The 16,567-nt window shown below is 70.5% G+C and carries 17 protein-coding genes; 8 read left to right on the forward strand and 9 right to left on the reverse strand.

Features of this window, described 5'->3' with window-relative positions; genetic code table 11:
- Positions 1 to 97 precede the first annotated feature (97 nt).
- The 9 genes from LPC10_RS09235 to chpT form a co-directional block, all read right to left on the reverse strand.
- Positions 98 to 1,192, reverse strand: coding sequence for a UV damage endonuclease UvsE (locus LPC10_RS09235; RefSeq protein ID WP_231346418.1), 1,095 nt, complete (start codon positions 1,190 to 1,192; stop codon positions 98 to 100).
- Between the two features lie 46 nt (positions 1,193 to 1,238).
- Positions 1,239 to 2,258: a biotin-dependent carboxyltransferase family protein gene (locus tag LPC10_RS09240; RefSeq protein ID WP_231346419.1), complete on the reverse strand. Its 1,020-nt coding sequence runs from the start codon at positions 2,256 to 2,258 to the stop codon at positions 1,239 to 1,241.
- On the reverse strand, positions 2,255 to 2,995 hold the full coding sequence (gene pxpB / locus LPC10_RS09245; protein WP_231346420.1) for a 5-oxoprolinase subunit PxpB: 741 nt from the start codon (positions 2,993 to 2,995) through the stop codon (positions 2,255 to 2,257). The genes LPC10_RS09240 and pxpB overlap by 4 nt, the downstream gene beginning before the upstream one ends.
- Before the next feature lie 202 nt (positions 2,996 to 3,197).
- Complete coding sequence (locus LPC10_RS09250) at positions 3,198 to 4,055, reverse strand: protein-glutamate O-methyltransferase CheR (protein WP_231346421.1); 858 nt, start codon at positions 4,053 to 4,055, stop codon at positions 3,198 to 3,200.
- Positions 4,055 to 5,209: a chemotaxis response regulator protein-glutamate methylesterase gene (locus LPC10_RS09255; protein WP_231346422.1), complete on the reverse strand. Its 1,155-nt coding sequence runs from the start codon at positions 5,207 to 5,209 to the stop codon at positions 4,055 to 4,057. The genes LPC10_RS09250 and LPC10_RS09255 overlap by 1 nt, the downstream gene beginning before the upstream one ends.
- A gap of 255 nt (positions 5,210 to 5,464) precedes the next feature.
- A complete protein-coding gene (locus tag LPC10_RS09260; RefSeq protein ID WP_370644688.1) occupies positions 5,465 to 5,902 on the reverse strand; it encodes a PleD family two-component system response regulator in 438 nt (145 codons plus the stop codon).
- Between the two features lie 19 nt (positions 5,903 to 5,921).
- Positions 5,922 to 6,401, reverse strand: coding sequence for a chemotaxis protein CheW (locus LPC10_RS09265; RefSeq protein ID WP_108939769.1), 480 nt, complete (start codon positions 6,399 to 6,401; stop codon positions 5,922 to 5,924).
- Positions 6,402 to 6,433: 32 nt separating this feature from the next.
- Positions 6,434 to 9,166 (reverse strand): hybrid sensor histidine kinase/response regulator, encoded by a 2,733-nt coding sequence (locus LPC10_RS09270; RefSeq protein ID WP_231346423.1) that lies wholly within the window; start codon positions 9,164 to 9,166, stop codon positions 6,434 to 6,436.
- Between the two features lie 169 nt (positions 9,167 to 9,335).
- Complete coding sequence (chpT, locus tag LPC10_RS09275; protein ID WP_231347004.1) at positions 9,336 to 10,076, reverse strand: histidine phosphotransferase ChpT; 741 nt, start codon at positions 10,074 to 10,076, stop codon at positions 9,336 to 9,338.
- A 371-nt stretch (positions 10,077 to 10,447) separates the two neighbouring features.
- Here chpT and LPC10_RS09280 point away from each other — a divergent pair, with 371 nt between their 5' ends.
- From LPC10_RS09280 to LPC10_RS09315, 8 genes are all read left to right on the forward strand, one after another.
- A complete protein-coding gene (locus LPC10_RS09280) occupies positions 10,448 to 11,380 on the forward strand; it encodes a 3'(2'),5'-bisphosphate nucleotidase CysQ (RefSeq protein ID WP_231346424.1) in 933 nt (310 codons plus the stop codon).
- Positions 11,381 to 11,533: 153 nt separating this feature from the next.
- Entirely contained in the window at positions 11,534 to 12,136 is a 603-nt protein-coding gene (locus LPC10_RS09285) for a DUF1134 domain-containing protein (protein WP_108939773.1), read from the forward strand.
- Positions 12,137 to 12,263: 127 nt separating this feature from the next.
- The gene (locus LPC10_RS09290; RefSeq protein WP_231347005.1) at positions 12,264 to 12,968 is read left to right on the forward strand and encodes a hypothetical protein; all 705 of its coding nucleotides are present in this window, start codon (positions 12,264 to 12,266) and stop codon (positions 12,966 to 12,968) included.
- A gap of 188 nt (positions 12,969 to 13,156) precedes the next feature.
- Positions 13,157 to 13,435: a 3',5'-cyclic-nucleotide phosphodiesterase gene (locus LPC10_RS09295; protein WP_108939774.1), complete on the forward strand. Its 279-nt coding sequence runs from the start codon at positions 13,157 to 13,159 to the stop codon at positions 13,433 to 13,435.
- A 155-nt stretch (positions 13,436 to 13,590) separates the two neighbouring features.
- Complete coding sequence (locus tag LPC10_RS09300; RefSeq protein ID WP_231346425.1) at positions 13,591 to 13,944, forward strand: hypothetical protein; 354 nt, start codon at positions 13,591 to 13,593, stop codon at positions 13,942 to 13,944.
- Between the two features lie 117 nt (positions 13,945 to 14,061).
- Complete coding sequence (gene lysA, locus LPC10_RS09305; protein ID WP_231346426.1) at positions 14,062 to 15,330, forward strand: diaminopimelate decarboxylase; 1,269 nt, start codon at positions 14,062 to 14,064, stop codon at positions 15,328 to 15,330.
- Positions 15,331 to 15,389: 59 nt separating this feature from the next.
- Positions 15,390 to 15,941 (forward strand): alpha/beta hydrolase, encoded by a 552-nt coding sequence (locus tag LPC10_RS09310; RefSeq protein ID WP_108939777.1) that lies wholly within the window; start codon positions 15,390 to 15,392, stop codon positions 15,939 to 15,941.
- A 208-nt stretch (positions 15,942 to 16,149) separates the two neighbouring features.
- Complete coding sequence (locus LPC10_RS09315; RefSeq protein WP_108939778.1) at positions 16,150 to 16,536, forward strand: exopolysaccharide production protein YjbE; 387 nt, start codon at positions 16,150 to 16,152, stop codon at positions 16,534 to 16,536.
- The last annotated feature ends 31 nt before the right edge of the window (positions 16,537 to 16,567 follow it).

The raw sequence follows: 16,567 nt of genomic DNA on the forward strand, positions 1-16,567 counted from the left end.
GGCGCCGGGCAGAGGCGCCCCGCGCACGAATGAGGAAGCTAGCATGGTGACGGGCAGGCTCCGCCGGGTCAAATCCGCCCAGTCGCGCTCGGGCCGCTCATGCCGCGGCGCGCGAGAGGTCACGGCCGATCCGTGCGGCCAGCGGCACGCTCGCTTGGTTCTTGCCCTTGGCCTCGATCTCGAAATCGGTCCAGGCGAGGTGGCGAGCGACCAGAGCGTTGACCGCCTCGTTCCACATCAGGTCGGAATGCGCCGCGAGATCCCGCCAGGAATGACCCTCGTCGGAGAGGGCCGGATAATCCGGCAGCGCGGCCGGGTCATGCTCCGGCAGCAGTGTTTCCCGTGAAACACTGATGTGGCTCACCGGCCGCACGCCGCGCCAGGAGGCGATCACCGCCTGGATGCGGGGATCGCCGGGCTCGATGTATTCGCCACGGCTCTCGACCCAGTGGTGGTGCAGGTCGAGCACCACCGGGACTCGGTCGCCGAGCCGTAGGACCGCGTCGAGGCCGAACAGCGACTCGTCGTTCTCGACGGTGAGAAGGTTGCGTGCGGTTTCCGAGATCAGCGACAGGCTCTCGCGGAAACCTTCGATGCCGGGCTCGCGTCCGCCGATGTGGATGTTCACGTGCGCGCCGAACGGGTGCCAACCCGAGCCGTAGCCCAGCATCGCCATCACCTCGGCATGATATTCCAGTTCGGCGATACCGTTCGTCTGCGCGTTCGGGTTGCGCGAGGCGATGATACAGAACGGGCCGGGGTGCATGCTGAGCCGCACATCCCCCGCCCGCGCCTGCTCGCCGATCCGGGCGAGGCCGGTCTCGATCAGGGTGCGCATCGGAACCTGCGCGTAGAGCGGCGCGGCCACCGGATGGGTGTAGCCGGGTAGGACCGAGCTCGCCATGCGCAGGAGACGCTCCAAGGGCGGTCTGGCCGAAACCCAGGCGATCTGACGCTCAAGCGCCGCGAGATTATGGCGCACCACGCTCTCCAGCTTCTCATAGCGCGCGGCCGGGCCGAGGCGCTCCAGATGCGCCATCGTCACCGTGCCGAGATTCATCAGCTTGGCCGCGTCTTTGGCGGCCTTCAGGGTTTTGTGGGCCGGGTCCGGATCGGGGATGAAGGTGCAGCAGAAGCCGAGGCGGGGCGGCTCGGGCGGGTTCGGCTCGGAACGGTTCGGTTTGCGCGACATGGGCCGATAACGCGTCAGGGCAGGCTTCGGCCCCCGGCGGAAAACATCAATCCTCCGCGCGTAGGGCGTCCACCGCCGCGCCCGCAAGGTTGGCCGCCATCAGCCGCTCGGCCTCGCTCTCGACCGGCCTGACGCGGGCGTGGAGTGCCGCGATCCGGGCCGCCTGTTCGCGGGCGAGGCGGGTGGCCGTGGCGAGATCGACCGCCTCGAACCGAACGGTCTCGCCGGGGCGACGCTGGGCGATCCGCCGGAGGTCGGCGGAGATCACGGTGGCGATCTTCGGATAGCCGCCGGTGGTCTGGCGGTCGGCGAGCAGGACGATGGGGCGCCCCGAGCCCGGCACCTGCACCGAGCCCGCCACGGTGGCGTCGGAGACGATGTTGAAGCCGGTGGGACCGTGGGCGATCTCCGGACCGTCGAGCTGGTAGCCCATCCGGTCGGCGCGGTTCGAGACGGTGAAGGCCTGGCCGAGGAAGGTCGCGAGGCCGGCTCGCGAAAAATGATCGTCCTGGGGGCCGAGGACGACGCGGATCGGCGCCTCGCGCTCCAGCGCGATCGCGTCGAGGCCGATCTCCGCCTCGCCGTGATTCGAGGGGGTGAGAGGCAGGCGGTCGCCCTCGCGCAGGGCGCGTCCGTCGAGACCGCCGAGCGCCGCGCGCTGATGCAGGGCGCGGCTTCCCATCACGCTGCGGACGGTGAATCCACCGGAGATCGCGAGCGCGGCGAACACGCCCTCGCGCGGGCGCTCGACCGTCAGCTCGGAGCCCTCCCGCAGGATGAAGGAGCGGTGCCCGGCCACCGGCTCGCCGTCGAGGCGCAGCCCGCTCGGCGCGCCGGCCAGCGCGAGGCGCGCCGCGCCGCCTTCAATCCGCAGGCGCGCCCCGGCGAGGCCGAGTTCGAGCGCCGCCGCATCGGGCGGATTGCCGACGAGGACGTTGGCCGCGGCGTGGGCGAGCGGGTCCATCGGCCCCGACGCCGAGAGCCCGAAGCGCAGGTAGCCGCGCCGGCCGCCATCCTGGATCGAGGCTGCGCCGGTGAGGCGGATGAGGTGAAGGCGGGCGCTCACACCTCGCACAGTTCGGCCACCGGCTCACCGGCCTCCGCTGCGGCAGCGAGCGCGTCCCAGCGCCGGGCCGGTATCGGGACGAAGCGGACCCGGTCGCCGGGGCGGAGCAGGAAGACGGGGTCGCGCTCCGGCACGAAGGTCTTTTCGGGGGTTCGCCCGAGAAGATGCCAGCCGCTCGGGGCCGCGATGCTCGCCACCAGCGCCTGAGCGCCGCCGATGGAAATGGTGCCGGCCGGCGTCACCGGGCGCGGGCTCGGGCGGCGCGTGAGGGCGAGACCGGGGTCGAGCCCTTCGAGATAGGCGTAGCCCGGCATGAAGCCGATCATCGCGACCCGGTACTCGGGTGCGCTGTGTCGCTCGATTACCGCGTCGGGCGCGAGCCCGTGATGGGCGGCGACCGCCTCGAGATCGATCCCGAACTCACCGCCATAGACCACGGGAATGCGCCACAGCCGCGAACTCGGCACCGCCGCGAGCGGCTCACCCGCGAGCGCCAGGACGGCACGGCCGAGCTCGGCCGGGTCGGCGCACAGCGGATCGAGATGGACGGTCAGCGAGCGGTAGGTCGGCACCGTCTCCACGATGCCGGGCAGCGCACGCGCGGCGAGCGCCGCGTCAAGGGCGAGAACGCGGGCGCTGAGACCCGCGTCGATCGATGCGCCGAACTCAATGGTGAAGGCGGTGTCCCCGCAGGCGAGAAGCCGCGGCACGGGGTCCGCCCTGATCGATTGCGTCATGACCGATGGCATCTTGGCCGGCAGGCTAACCGATCCGGCGGCTTGCCGCGAGGCGATGCGTTCATACCAAATCCGTTCAATCCCTTCGGGATGGCGGATTTGGGCTTCGGCAGGATCCCATCGCGCCCGCGCGATGGGGGCCTCCTCAAGCGCCGCGCGGGCTTGCTGATCCGCGCCCCGCTCTGATCGAGCGGAGACCGTATCAGAACCCCGCCGCGAGGCGGTGGGGCGTCGCCGCGCGCCCGGTGGCCGCGGACTGGCGGTAGAGGCCGCGGTGCTGGGAATCCGGCACGAGGGCCTCGGTCAGGCCGATCACGGTCTCGGCCGCCCCCAGCAGAAGCGCACCGTCGGGGGTGAGCGTCTTGGCGATCCGCTCCAGCACGTCGGTCTTGGTCGGCGCGTCGAAGTAGATCAGCACGTTGCGGCAGTAGACGATGTCGAACTGGCCGAGATGCTCGAACGGGCTCAGCAGGTTGAGCGGCCTGAAGCTCACCATGTTGGCCAGCGCCGGGCTGATCCGCCACTGCTCGCCGACCTGGGTGAAGTGCTTCACGAGAAGCTGGACGGGGAGGCCGCGCTGCACCTCGAAATGGCTGTAGAGGCCGAGGCGCGCCTTCTCCAGCACCTCCGTCGAGAGGTCGGTGCCGACGATCTCGATCTGCCAGCCGGCGAGCTGCGCCGCGGCGTCCTGGATCATCATCGCCAGCGAGTACGGCTCCTGTCCCGTGGAGGCCGCCGCCGACCAGATCCGCAACCGGCGCTGGGCGCCGCGGGCGGCGATGGCCTTGGGCAACAGCACGTCGCGGAACAGGTCGAACGGCGCCCGGTCGCGGAAGAAGAACGTCTCGTTGGTGGTCATCGCCTCGACCACCGCCCGCTCCAGCGGGCCCTCCCGCGACAGGCGCAAGGTGCCGACGAGGTCGCTCAGCGTGTTGATCCCGAAGCGGCGGCAGACCGGAGTGAGCCGGCTCTCCACCAGATAGCGCTTCTCCGCGCCGAGGCTCAGCCCGGATCGCTTCTTCAGGTAGTCGCGCAGGAAGGCGAAATCCGCTTCGGTCATCAGACCCGCTCCCCGATCGCGCTGCGCAGGGCCGGTCCGATCTCGGGGAGCGGCAGGACGGCGTGACACAGGCCGGCCTTGGCGACGCTGCCGGGCATGCCCCACACCGTGCTGGTCGCCTCGTCCTGGGCGAGCAAGGTGCCGCCGGCCTCGACCAGCGCGCGGGCGCCGGCCGTGCCGTCCGAGCCCATGCCGGTGAGGATGACGCTCAGCGTCGCTCCGCCGTAGAGGGCGGCGGCGTCGAGGAACATCACGTCCACCGCCGGGCGGCAGAAGTTCACAGGAGGCCCGTCGTCGAGGCGGATCACGGTCTCCGCCGCCGAGCCCGACAGCCGCATGTGGCGCCCGCCGGGGGCGACGTAGATGCGGCCGGGCTGGATCCGCTCGTCGGCCTTGCCCTCGGCCGCCGGCAGGCCGATCCGCGCGCCGAGATGCTCGGCGAAGACGGCGGTGAAGACCGGCGGCATGTGCTGCACGATCAGAACCGGCAGGCGCCGGAGCGTCGTCGCGCCGATCTTCTCCAGAACCTCGCCAACCGCCCGCGGGCCGCCGGTGGAGGAACCGACCAGAAGGACGCGGGGCGGGGCCACGGTGCGGGGCTTCGGGCGCAGCGTCACCGTGCCGGAGAGGCGCGAGACCGGCGGTGCGGCGGGCGCCGCGGACGGGGATGCGGCGGCCTCCACCGCGGTCGGGGCCGGCCGGCGCCGGGCACGGGCGGCACCGAACACCCGGATGCGTTCGAGCAGGTCGTTGCGGAAGCCGTCGGAGGTGGTGACGCCGCGGTTGCTCTCGGGCTTGGGGATGTAATCGACCGCGCCGAGCGAGAGGCAGCGCAGCGAGACGTCGGCGTTGCGCTGGGTCAGCGTCGACATCATCACGACCTGCACCCCCGGCTGCTTGGCAAGGATGAGGGGCAGGGCCTGGATGCCGTCGAGTTCCGGCATCTCGATGTCGAGGAGCACCACGTCCGGATTGCAGCGGGCGAGCGCGTCGACGGCAGCGCGGCCGTTGGGGGCGGTGGCGACCACCTCGTGACCGGCCTCGCTGAGCCAGCGGGAAACGAGCCCGCGCACCACCGCCGAATCGTCGGCGACGAGCACCTTGATCGGGCTACGCGCCGGGGAAGCGTGCGCGACGGCTGGAATTGCCGACATGGAAGACTCGTTTCCGCGGAGCGAGAAAGGGGCGGGGACCTCACGGCCCCGTCCGAGGACGTCGGAGGGGGCCGGCAGGATCCCGGAACGGTTTGGAATGCTCACGAGACGCCCGATCCGCGACCGTTCTCGCTCCGGCGAGGACGGTGCACCGGGCCTGATATGCGAGGCGTCCAGAGTGCCTCACAAAACGCCCGGTCACCGACCGTTCTCGCTCTGGCGAGGACAGCGCGACGGGCGTTTTGTGAGAGACACTTAGGCGGCCTCGGATGAGCGCATCGCGAAGCCGACCTGATCGAGCTTGGCGATCATGATGTCCCGGTCGAAGGGCTTCATGATGTACTCGTCGGCGCCCGCGTGCAGGGCGCGGGCGATGGCGCCGAGATCGTTCTCCGTGGTGCAGAACAGCACCTTCGGCCGGTCGCCGAGGGGGGACTTCCGAAGATGCCGCAGCACCTCGTAGCCGTCCATGTTCGGCATGTTCCAGTCGAGCAGGATCACCGTCGGCATCGCCTCCGCGCACATCGCCAGCGCCGTGGCGCCGTCCTCCGCGTCGCGAACGGTGAAGTCGAGGGTTTCGAGGATGCGGCGGGCAACCTTGCGGATCACCGCCGAGTCATCGACGATCAGGGCCGTCTTCGCCGCGTCCCCGGTCGACGTTTTGGTGGACGTGTTGGCCGAGCTGGTCATCATGGGCGCATCTCTCGGGGCTTCAGGCGACCTTCGACTCGCGGGCGTCGCCGAAGGCGAGCAGCGCATCGACGTCGAGGATGACGAGGAGGCGTCCGTCGAGACGGTGGACGCCGAGCGAGATGTCGCGCCAGCGGGCATCGAGGTTGATCGGCACCGGCTCCTGCGTGTCGGCGCCGAGCTTCAGAACCTCGCCGACGCCGTCGACGATGAGGGCGAAGGTCTCGCCGGCCTGCTCCAGGCCGATGGCCATCTCGGCCGCACCGGACTCGCGCCCCGGAATGCCGAGGCGGCGGCGCAGGCAGAGCGCGGTCACGACCCGTCCGCGCAGGTTCAGAAGGCCGACGATCTCACGCGGCGCCAGCGGCACCGGAGTGATGCCCGCGGGCACGAACACGTCGTGCACCCGGTCGATGGTGAGCCCGAACATCGTCTCGCCGACGAAGACGGTCACGTAGTCGGTGGTGTCGGTGGGAACGGCGTTGCCGTTGGCGGCCTGCATGGCGGCGTGTCCTTTTCCGGTCCGTTCAGGTCTCAGGCGGCGGCGCGGGCGTCGGCGGGCTGGCTGGTCTCGCCGATCTCGGCGAGTGCCGCGAGCAGGCCGCTGCGGTCGAACTTGGCGACGAGGTCGCTGATCGCGAGGCGGCGCGCCTGCTCGATGGCATCGGCGGCCACCGTGCCGGTGAGCGCCACCACCGGCATCTCAGCCAGCCGCCCGCCGCTCTTGCGCATGGCGGCCACGAGGTCGAAGCCGCTACGGCCGGGCATGTCGAGGTCGCTGACCACGAGATCGATGCCGGCCGTACCCTTGAGCAGGCCGAGCGCCTCCTCGGCGGAGGACGCGGTGGTCACGCCGTAGCCCGCCGCCTTCAGCACGGGGGTGAGCATGTCGCGGAAGAAGGCCGAGTCGTCCACGAGCAGGAGCGAGGGCGCCTTGACCACGGTCTTGCGGGGCCCGCGCGCCCAGTCGTCGTAGGCGAGCGGCAGGAAGTGGGCGATGTTGATGATGTCGGTGGCCCGACCCCGCAGCACCGCCGAGCCGATCAGGTCGGAGCGGTCGGCCGAGATCTCGATGTCAAGGCGCTCCTCGACGATGTCGACGATCTCGTCCACGACGAGGCCCATCGCCCGGTCGCCGTCGGAGAACACGACCAGCGCCTGGTTGCCCTCGGAGCGGATCGTGATGCCCGGGTCGGCCGGCACCAGCGGCATCAGGCGGCCGCGGTACTGGATCAGCGGGCGCCCGCCGAGATGCTCGATCTTCGAGGCATCGACCTCCTCGAGGCGGGTGACGAGGGAGAGCGGCACCGCCTTGAAGCCGCCGGCACCGCCCTTGAACACCAGGAGCGTCGCCTTGGCGTCGCCGGCCTCGACCTCCTCGGCTTCGGTCTCGGTCGCGGCACCGGACTGGGCGCTCTGGCCGACCAGCTTGGCCACGCCGTTGGGATCGACGATCAGCACCACGGCGCCGTCGCCGAGGATCGTGTTGCCGGCGAACAGCGGGATGTGCCGCAGCTTCGACGACATCGGCTTCACCACGATCTCTTCCGTGTGGAAGACCTCGTCCACGAGCACGCCGAAGCGCTGCCGGCCGACCTGGGCCACCACGACGAAGCCGGACTCGACGATCTCGCCCTCCTCGACGGTCGCCTGACCGCGCATCAGCCCGTCGAGGGTGACGATCGGCAGAAGCCGCTCGCGCAGGCGCAGCACCGGCGCGCCGTGAATGCGTTCGATCGAATTGGCGCTCTTGTTCTCGCCCTTGGGATCGACCCGGACCAGTTCGAGCACCGCGATCTGCGGCACGGCGTAGCGCTGCTCGCCGGCTTTGACGATCAGCGCCGAGACGATGGCGAGCGTCAGCGGGATCTTGATGGTGAAGGTGGTGCCCTTGCCCAGTTCCGTGGCGATGTCGACCACGCCGCCGATGGTCTCGATGTTGGTCTTGACCACATCCATGCCGACGCCGCGGCCCGAGACCGAGGTGATCGCCTTGGCGGTGGAGAAGCCGGCGTGGAAGATGAACTTCGCGACCTGCGCGTCGGTCATCCGCTCGATGTCGGCGGCGGGCGCGAAGCTGCGCTCGATCGCCTTTTTACGGATCGCGGCCAGGTCGAGACCCTTGCCGTCGTCGGCGATCTCGATCGTGATCGTGCCGCCCTCGTGATAGGCCGAGAGGCGGATCGAGCCGCGGGCCGGCTTGCCGGCCTTGAGGCGGTCCTTGGTGGCCTCGATGCCGTGGTCGGCCGAGTTGCGCACCATGTGGGTGAGCGGGTCCTTGATGACGTCGAGCACCTGGCGGTCGAGCTCGGTCTCGGCGCCCGACATCACGAGGTCGATGCCCTTGCCGAGTTCGGCCGAGAGGTCGCGCACGACGCGGGGCAGCTTCTGCCACGCATTGCCGATCGGCTGCATGCGCGTCTTCATCACGCCTTCCTGCAGCTCGGCCGTGACGTGGCTGAGGCGCTGCAGCGGGACCTTGTAGCCGGAATCCTCGTGGCGGCGGGCAATCTCGAGGAGCTGATTGCGGGTCAGCACCAGCTCCGAGACCATCGTCATCAGGTGCTCGATGGTGTCGACGTTCACGCGGATCGTCTGCACCTTGGCGATCGGCCCCTCGCCGCCTTCGGCGGCGGGCGCGGCGGGACGGTCTGGGGCCGCGGCGGGGGCTTCCGGCTCGTGCGCGCTCTCGAACACGGGTTCGGGGGCTTCGAGGATGGGCTCGGGGGCTTCGATGGTCGGCGCGGCGGGGACGTCGTCGGGGCCGGGCGCCTCCATGAAGGCGCGCTCCAGATCCTCCAGCGAGACTTCGCCGGGCTTGAGCTCACGCTCGACGATCGGCGGCAATTCGGGCAGGGCCGGCGGGGGCGGCGGCGCGGCGGCGGCGGGCGCCTCGTCGGAGGCCATCGCTTCCAGCGCACCGATCAGGTCGGCGTCGGCGCCGGCCGGCTCGGAGCCGGTGGCTTCGAGATCGGCGAGGATCGCCTTGAGCCGGTCGAGGGTGGCGAGGATCAGCGTGACCGAGGCGCCGCTGACGGGATAGCCGTCGCGGAAGCGCCCCATCAGGGTCTCGGCGGCGTGGGCCAGCGCTTCCAGCCGCGGCAGCCCGAGGAAGCCGCAGGTCCCCTTGATGGTGTGGACGAGCCGGAAGATGTTGCGCAGGATCTGCTGATTATTGGGATCTTGCTCGAAACGGACAAGCTCCGCATCGACCGTGTCCAGATGCTCGGCGCTCTCGACCAGAAACTCGCGAAGCAGATCGTCCATGGGGGGTACTCGTCTACGCGCACTAAGGGACGTGCGACGAGCACTCTCGCCTTGGAAAGTTAGTGAAGCGTTGAGGGCGGGGCCGGCTTCACAATTGTTTTTAGAAAGAAACGCGAAGAGTTTGAGATGAAGCGCCCCGCCTCGCTTGCCGGCGCAAGAAGCCGGCGCCTTAGGCGAGCTGCGTGTCCGGCGGGGCGCTGTCGGAGGGGCGCTCGTCCTCGACGCTGGGGGCGGGGGCGCCGGGCAGCCCGACCGCGGCCTCGGTGGGCGTGGCGGTGACCGTCACCTCGTCGCCCTCAATGGCGAAGCGCACGTCCATCGCCGCCGCGCGCGCGACGAGGCCGGCATAGAAGGGCAGGATGCCGTGGGCATCGACGCTGCCGCCCTCGGGCGTGCCGGCGATCAGCGCCTCGACATGGGGCGGGATGCGGGCATGGCTGCCCTTGGCGCGCAGGACGAAGCGCGGGGCGTCGCCGCCGCCGGTCACCGCCACGTCGATCAGCCCGCCGCGGGGAATCGCGCTCGAGGCGATCACCACGAGGTTGAGCAGGAGCTTGACCTTGTTCTTCGGGAACAGGGCCTGCGGCGCGCTCCAGGCGATCTGCGTCTTCTCGTCGGCGAACATGGCCTTCGAGACCTTCTCGGCATCGGCCAGATCGATCGAGGCGCCGGCCGAGCCCGCCGCGCCGAAGGCGATGCGGGCGAACTGGATCCGGGCCGAGGCGGTGCGGGCGCTCTTGCGGATCAGTTCGAGCGCGAATTCACGCATCGAGGGGTCGTCGTCGTCCTCCAGCACTTCGAGGCCGTTCACGATCGCGCCGATCGGACTGATCACGTCGTGGCACACGCGCGAGCACAGCAGGGCCGAGAGGTCGAGGGCGTCGAGGGTGAGGCTCGTGGTACCGCTCATACTACCGCTCATGGGGCGCTCCGTTCCCGGCTGTCGAAAGGGGTTTCGCGAGGTGTCGTCGTTCAGGGGCGGCCCGCCTCCCTCGGATAGGGCGGGTGCCGGATCGGGCCAAGCGAATAGTCACCGGCGGCCGCTTTGGAAAGCCGCGGAGGTCGATCGGCCCGGTCTTGCCGGTCGCCGGCAATGGATGGATCCCGGCCCGATCTTCGATCCCAATTCTTGGTAAAGACTTGGTCAAGGGAGCGTTGCAAAGACCCGAATGTCCCGAATTCGCCGCAACCGGCGTGCAGGGAGCGGGGCGCCAAGCTTGCGCACCGAATTCGCTCGAGTTGCGGATCGACAAGCTCCCTTCCGTCATTGATGACAAAGTGATGACCGCCCCCGCCTCCATTCCGGCCGCCTCGTCGGCGGCCCCGACGGTTCCCGTTCCGGCCCCGATGCGCGATGCCATCGCGGAGCAGCTTGCCGGGATCGCCTGCGAGGCGGGACGCATCCTGCGGGGCTATCAGGGCGGCGATTGCCCGCACGTCATCAAGCCGGACGGCTCGCCCGCGAGCCTCGCCGACACCCGATCCGAGGAACTGATCGTCGCCGCGCTGGCGCGCGCCTTTCCCGGCATCCCGGTGATTGCCGAGGAGACGACGGGCCATGCGCGGCCCGCACCCCTGTTCTTTCTCGTCGATCCGCTCGACGGAACGCGCGACTTCCTGGCCGGCAACGACCAGTATTGCGTCAATATCGGCCTGATTCAGGGAGACCGCCCGATCGCCGCCGCCCTGGCGGCGCCGGGCCTCGGCCGGGTCTGGGCGGCGGGCACCACCGCCCGCGAGGCGCCGATCCGCGAGGGGCGGCCGGGCGCATTCCGGGAGGTTCACGTGCGCGCGGCGCCCGCCGAGGGACTCGTCGCCCTGGTCAGCCGCCTGCACGGCGACAGCCTCACCGATGCCTGCCTGGAGCGGATGCCCATCGGCGAGCGCCGGGTCACCTCCTCGGCCCTCAAGTTCTGCCTGATCGCGGCGGGCGAGGCGGACATCTACGTGCGGTGCGTTCCCACCATGGAGTGGGACACCGCGGCCGGCGACCATGTGCTGACCATGGCCGGCGGGCGGGTCGTCGGCCCGGGCGGCAAGACAATCACCTACGGTCACCACGCCCGCTACTACCGCAACGGCCCCTTCGCGGCGCTGGCCTCGCCGGCCTACCGCGACGGGCTCGATCTGCCGCGGGAGAGCGCCGTCTCCTATTTCGACCGGCGCCGGGCGGGGGAGGCGGTCTCCCCGCCGGATGCAGGTCCGGGCGCTTAACCGCCCGTTAACCCAATCTTGACTTGATCGGTCGCGAGACTGCGCGCTCCCTGCGTGCCTCGATCCGATGGCTTCCGCTCACGGAAGCCTCCGCGCGCCGACTTGGACGGGCGCGGGCGGCGAGCGACGGGGGAGCCGGTGAGGGAGACCGACATGCCGCACGATCCCATCCGCACGGCGACGACCCGCCGCGCCGCCCTGCTGGGGCTCTCCGGTGGCCTGCTGGCCGGTGCCTTCCCGGCGCTCGCCTACAGCGACGACAACGTGCGTCCGGACTCGTTCCGGGCCGCCGAGATGGTCGAGAATGGGCACCGCTTCTTCGGCAGCGTGTCGCGCGGCCTCGCACTGACCGTCGAGGAAGCGACCCGCCGCTGGGGCGAGCCCAACGGCTACATCCTCGGCCAGGAGGCGTCCGGCGCCATCGTCGGCGGGCTGCGCTTCGGCGAGGGCACGCTCTATACCCGCAATGCCGGGCAGCGCCGGATCTACTGGCAGGGGCCGACGCTCGGATTCGATGTCGGCGGCGACGGGGCGCGCACCATGATGCTCGTCTACAACCTGCCGGCCGTGCGCGACCTCTACCGCCGCTTCGGCGGCGTCGACGGCTCGGCCTACTTCATCGGCGGCTTCGGCATGACCGCCGTGACCGATGGCGGCATCGTCGTCGTGCCGATCCGCTCCGGCGTTGGAGCCCGGCTCGGCATCAATATCGGGTACCTGAAATTCACCGGTCGCCCGACCTGGAATCCGTTCTGATCTGCCTCCGAACCATCGCTGGCGCGCGAGGGCGCTTGCTTCCGCGCGGGCAAGACGGGCAAAAGACGCAGCGGCCGGACCTGCCCGGCCGAGGCGGCGTGAGGGCCCGTTCGTGATCGAGACCGTGATGATCTTCGGGCTCGGCTTCCTCCTGGCGAGCCTGTGCGCCCTGACGATCCTGCCGACCGTGAACGCCCGCGCCGGCCGTCTCGCCCGGCGGCGGATCGAGGCGACCCTGCCGGTGAGCGTGTCCGAGGTCGTGGCCGAGCGCGACCACCTCCGGGCGGAGTTCGCCGTGGTGCAGCGCCGGCTCGAGCGGAAGGCCGAGGCCATTGCCGCCCGGCGCCACGCCGACATGGCCGCCATCGGCGCCCGCACCATGGAGGCGGAAGCCGCGGTCGCCGCGCGTATCCTGAGTGAGGCGGAGGTCGCCCGCGCCCTCGAACGCATCGCCGGGCTCGACCGAGATCTCGCCAAGGCTCATGCCGAGGGTGAGACGGGGCTTGACACTCTGCACGCCCTGGAGGAGGCCCACCGCGCCATCCTCGACGATCTCAAGGCGGCGCGCCGCGCGCAGGCGGGCAACCTACCCTCGACGGCCGAGGGCGCCGTCGATGGGGCCGTGCCCCAGCGCACCGAGATCGAGACGCTGCGCGCGGAACTGGCGGCCGCCCGGGCCGCCCAGACCGCGCCCCTCGCCACGCCCGCGGGCGAGGACACCGCCGAGCTGCGCCGCCGCATCGGCGAGGTGGCCGACGCCCTGGCCCGGCGCGACCGTCTGCCTCAGACCGGAAGCTTCCCGGCCGCCTCGGCGGCGCTCGCCGAGAGCTGAAACGCACCGAGCGGCGTGGGGGAACGGCCTAACGTACCGGCATCCCTTGCGATGCCCCGCACGAGACCGTAAGCACCGAACCACCTTGCGTTTGCCCCGGACCCGCCTCGTTTCGGACATGCGGGGGCATCATCGCGCCCGGATCTCCTCACACGAATCCTCCCACGAACCGCGATCGAGCGAACATCATGGCCTTGAAGCTGACGCCCCTGGTTCTCGCACTGACCGGCGCGGCCGCCCTGCTGGCCGCTCCGGCACAGGCCCAGCAGTCGAAGCGCGGCAACGAGACGCTCAAGAAGTACTGCACCGGCGATTACCTCAGCTATTGCGGCAATCTCGACCCGGACGATCCGGCGACCGATCAGTGCTTCAAGACCAACTGGGCGAAGCTCTCCGAGAATTGCCGCCGGGCGATCGACGCCTACACGCCGCCGAAGGACTCCCAGCGCGGCAACAAGAAGAGCTGAGATCGCAAGCCGGGCCGTCCCGGTTTCGGGCGCGCCCGGCGGTTCCCCGCTCCGGCGCCATCGTCCTCGCCCGAGACGCCGACGGCCACCTTTCGGGACGAGGCTGCAACGGCTAAGCTGGCGCAGACCTGCCGGAAAGACTGCCGGAAATCCCGATGCCCGCCCGCTCCGCCCGCCTCTCGATCCTGATCGCGCTCGGCCTTGTCCTGGCCTGCACGGCCTGCGGCCGGCGCGGCAGCCTGGAACCGCCGGGGGGCGCCGTGTCGCCGACCGCTCCGACGGGCCCGCGAACCGGTGCGCCGGCCTCGGCGCGCAGCCTGCCGGGCAGCACGGTCTCCGTCGGCGATCGCGGGGCCGCTCCCGATCCGGAGGCAGTGCAAGCGGGCGACGAACTGAGCGCCGCGGCGATCCCCGCCGGGGGCGACGGCGTTCCGGTCACGACCACCCGCGGATCGAAGCGCGGCTACAGGGTTCCCAAGGAGCCGTTCATCCTCGATTCGATCCTGTAGCGGAGCCGAGGCTCGAGCGAGAGCTGCACCGCAGGCTCGGTTCGCGGTAGACAGCGCACCGCGGGCGGGGGCATTCGGGCGTGCCGCCCCTTTTTCCGCGCGGCGGATGATCCTGACATGCACCACTTCCACTACCGGGACGGGCGTCTCCACGCCGAGGACGTCGACCTGACGGCGCTGGCGGACGCGGTCGGCACGCCGTTCTATTGCTACAGCACCGCCACCTTGGAGCGGCATTACCGCGTCTTCGCCGAGGCCTTTTCCGGCGACGACGCGCTGGTCTGCTTTGCCATGAAGGCGAATTCGAACCAGGCCGTGCTCTCCACCCTCGCGCGCCAGGGCGCGGGCATGGACATCGTCTCCGAAGGCGAACTGCGCCGGGCGCTCGCCGCGGGCGTACCGGGGGAGCGCATCGTCTTCTCCGGCGTCGGCAAGACCCGCGAGGAGATGGCCGCCGCGCTCGATGCGAACATCCTCTGCTTCAACGTCGAGAGCGAGCCCGAGCTCGCCGCCCTGTCCGAGGTCGCCGCCGCGCGGGGGCGCAAGGCACCGGTCTCGATCCGGGTGAACCCGGACGTCGATGCGCTGACGCATGCCAAGATCTCGACCGGCAAGTCCGACAACAAGTTCGGCATCCCGATCTCCCGCGCCCGCGCGGTCTATGCCGGGGCCGCCCGGCTGCCGGGCCTCGAGATCGTCGGCGTCGACGCGCATATCGGCAGCCAGATCACGGATCTCACCCCGTTCGACAACGCCGCGCGCCTGCTCTGCGAACTCGCCCGCGATCTGCTGGCCGACGGGCACCGGCTGCACCACGTTGATTTCGGCGGTGGGCTCGGCATCCCCTATCGGGACGACAACGCCCCTCCGCCCGATCCGGCGGCCCTCGCCGCGATTCTGCGCCCGCATTTCCGGCCGCTCGGCCTGCGTCCAGTCTTCGAGATCGGGCGGATGATCGCGGGCAATGCCGGCATCCTCGTCACCCGCGTGATCTACGTGAAGCCGACGGAGGAGAAGACCTTCGTCATCGTCGACGGGGCGATGAACGATCTGATCCGCCCGACGCTCTACGAGGCGTTCCACGCCCTGCGTCCCGTGCGCGAGCCGGCCCCCGACACGCCCCGGCTGACGGCGGACGTGGTCGGCCCGGTCTGCGAGAGCGGCGACTACCTCGCCCTCGGGCGGGAGATGCCGGCGGTGGCGCCGGGCGACCTGATCGCGGTGATGAGCGCGGGCGCCTACGGTGCGGTCCAGGCCGGCACCTACAACAGCCGCCGCCTCGTACCGGAGGTGCTGGTGACCGGCGACCGGTCCGCGGTCGTGCGCCCACGCCCCAGCTACGACGACCTGATCCGCCTCGACCGTCTGCCCGACTGGCTCGCGTGACAGGGGAGCCGGGCGGTCCGCCGCCCGTTGGATCGGGGCGACCATCCGAGAAGACTTCCATGAAGACTGCCGATTGCGACATCCTGATCCTTCCCGGCTATGCCGGCTCCGAGGAGGACCACTGGCAAGCGCGCTGGGCGGCGCGGCTCAAGACCGCGCGGATCGTCGCGCAGGACGATTGGCACCGGCCCGATCCCGAGGCGTGGCGCAAGCGTGTCGTCGAGGCCGTCGAGGCGGCGACCCGGCCGGTGATCCTCATCGCCCACAGCCTCGGCGTCGTCGCGGCGGTGGAGGCGGCACCCCGCTTTCCCGCAGGTGTGGTGCGCGGCGCCCTGCTGGTCGCCTTCCCCGACATCGAGGCAGGCGCTGATCTCCCCGAGAGTGTGCGCGCCTTCGCGCCGGTGCCGCGTGATCCGCTGCCCTTTCCCTCGCTGCTGGTGGCGAGCCGCACCGACCCGCACTGCACCTACGAGCGGGCGGAAGACTATGCCTATGCCTGGGGCTCGGCCCTGGTGGATGCGGGCGAGGCCGGCCACATCAACGTCGCGAGCGGACACGGCCCCTGGCCGGAGGGCTTGATGCGGCTGGCCGGCTTCCTCGCGCCGCTTTGACCGTGCGAGCCGGCCCGAACGGAGCGGATCCGGAAAAATAGTGTATTTCGCATCAGCGACTTGGGGCGATTCCTATCGAATGTAAGGAGATGCGGTCCCAAAAAGATTCTTTGATGCAGGATAAATCGGGAACTTAAATTTCCTTAATTGCTTTCCTCGGGCAGACCGGACGGCAAAGCCGATCGGAAAATTTCGGAGGGACGCAAACGTGACGCTCACGAAGACCATCGCTACTGCCACCGCTTTCGCCTTCATCGCCGGTTCCGCGCTCGCCGCCCCGTGCAACACCGGCAGCACCAACGCCAAGGCGCCGGGCGACTCCACGGCTGCCAACAGCAGCACCGGCAGCGGCGCCGATGCGGGTTCGAAGAACCTCGCGGGCGGCCAGCAGCCGGCTTCCCCCGGCACCGTGGGTGCGATGAACAATGTCGGCGCCGGTCAGGGCGTCGGCAACAAGCCGGGCTCGGATCAGACGTCCTCGGCCAAGAACACCGCCGGCGGCGACCAGCCGGCCGCGCCGGGTACGGTCGGCGCGATGAACGCCGCCGGTCACGACCAGAAGCTCGGCGAGAAGAAGGGCGGCGACGACTGCTGATCGCGGCGCCTCACCCGTAAAGAACGAAGGC

The organism is Methylorubrum sp. B1-46 (genome assembly GCF_021117295.1).
In the GTDB taxonomy this organism is placed as follows: Bacteria; Pseudomonadota; Alphaproteobacteria; order Rhizobiales; family Beijerinckiaceae; genus Methylobacterium.

Bases quoted from the DNA above. Each gene is read 5' to 3' on its own strand.
- LPC10_RS09270 (WP_231346423.1), bottom strand. From the start codon at position 9,166: ATGGACGATCTGCTTCGCGAGTTTCTGGTCGAGAGCGCCGAGCATCTG.
- lysA (WP_231346426.1), top strand. From the start codon at position 14,062: ATGCACCACTTCCACTACCGGGACGGGCGTCTCCACGCCGAGGACGTC.
- LPC10_RS09290 (WP_231347005.1), top strand. From the start codon at position 12,264: ATGATCTTCGGGCTCGGCTTCCTCCTGGCGAGCCTGTGCGCCCTGACG.
- pxpB (WP_231346420.1), bottom strand. From the start codon at position 2,995: ATGACGCAATCGATCAGGGCGGACCCCGTGCCGCGGCTTCTCGCCTGC.
- chpT (WP_231347004.1), bottom strand. From the start codon at position 10,076: ATGAGCGGTACCACGAGCCTCACCCTCGACGCCCTCGACCTCTCGGCC.
- LPC10_RS09260 (WP_370644688.1), bottom strand. From the start codon at position 5,902: ATGATGACCAGCTCGGCCAACACGTCCACCAAAACGTCGACCGGGGAC.
- LPC10_RS09310 (WP_108939777.1), top strand. From the start codon at position 15,390: ATGAAGACTGCCGATTGCGACATCCTGATCCTTCCCGGCTATGCCGGC.
- LPC10_RS09255 (WP_231346422.1), bottom strand. From the start codon at position 5,209: ATGTCGGCAATTCCAGCCGTCGCGCACGCTTCCCCGGCGCGTAGCCCG.
- LPC10_RS09285 (WP_108939773.1), top strand. From the start codon at position 11,534: ATGCCGCACGATCCCATCCGCACGGCGACGACCCGCCGCGCCGCCCTG.
- LPC10_RS09235 (WP_231346418.1), bottom strand. From the start codon at position 1,192: ATGTCGCGCAAACCGAACCGTTCCGAGCCGAACCCGCCCGAGCCGCCC.
- LPC10_RS09265 (WP_108939769.1), bottom strand. From the start codon at position 6,401: ATGCAGGCCGCCAACGGCAACGCCGTTCCCACCGACACCACCGACTAC.
- LPC10_RS09300 (WP_231346425.1), top strand. From the start codon at position 13,591: ATGCCCGCCCGCTCCGCCCGCCTCTCGATCCTGATCGCGCTCGGCCTT.
- LPC10_RS09250 (WP_231346421.1), bottom strand. From the start codon at position 4,055: ATGACCGAAGCGGATTTCGCCTTCCTGCGCGACTACCTGAAGAAGCGA.
- LPC10_RS09295 (WP_108939774.1), top strand. From the start codon at position 13,157: ATGGCCTTGAAGCTGACGCCCCTGGTTCTCGCACTGACCGGCGCGGCC.
- LPC10_RS09280 (WP_231346424.1), top strand. From the start codon at position 10,448: ATGACCGCCCCCGCCTCCATTCCGGCCGCCTCGTCGGCGGCCCCGACG.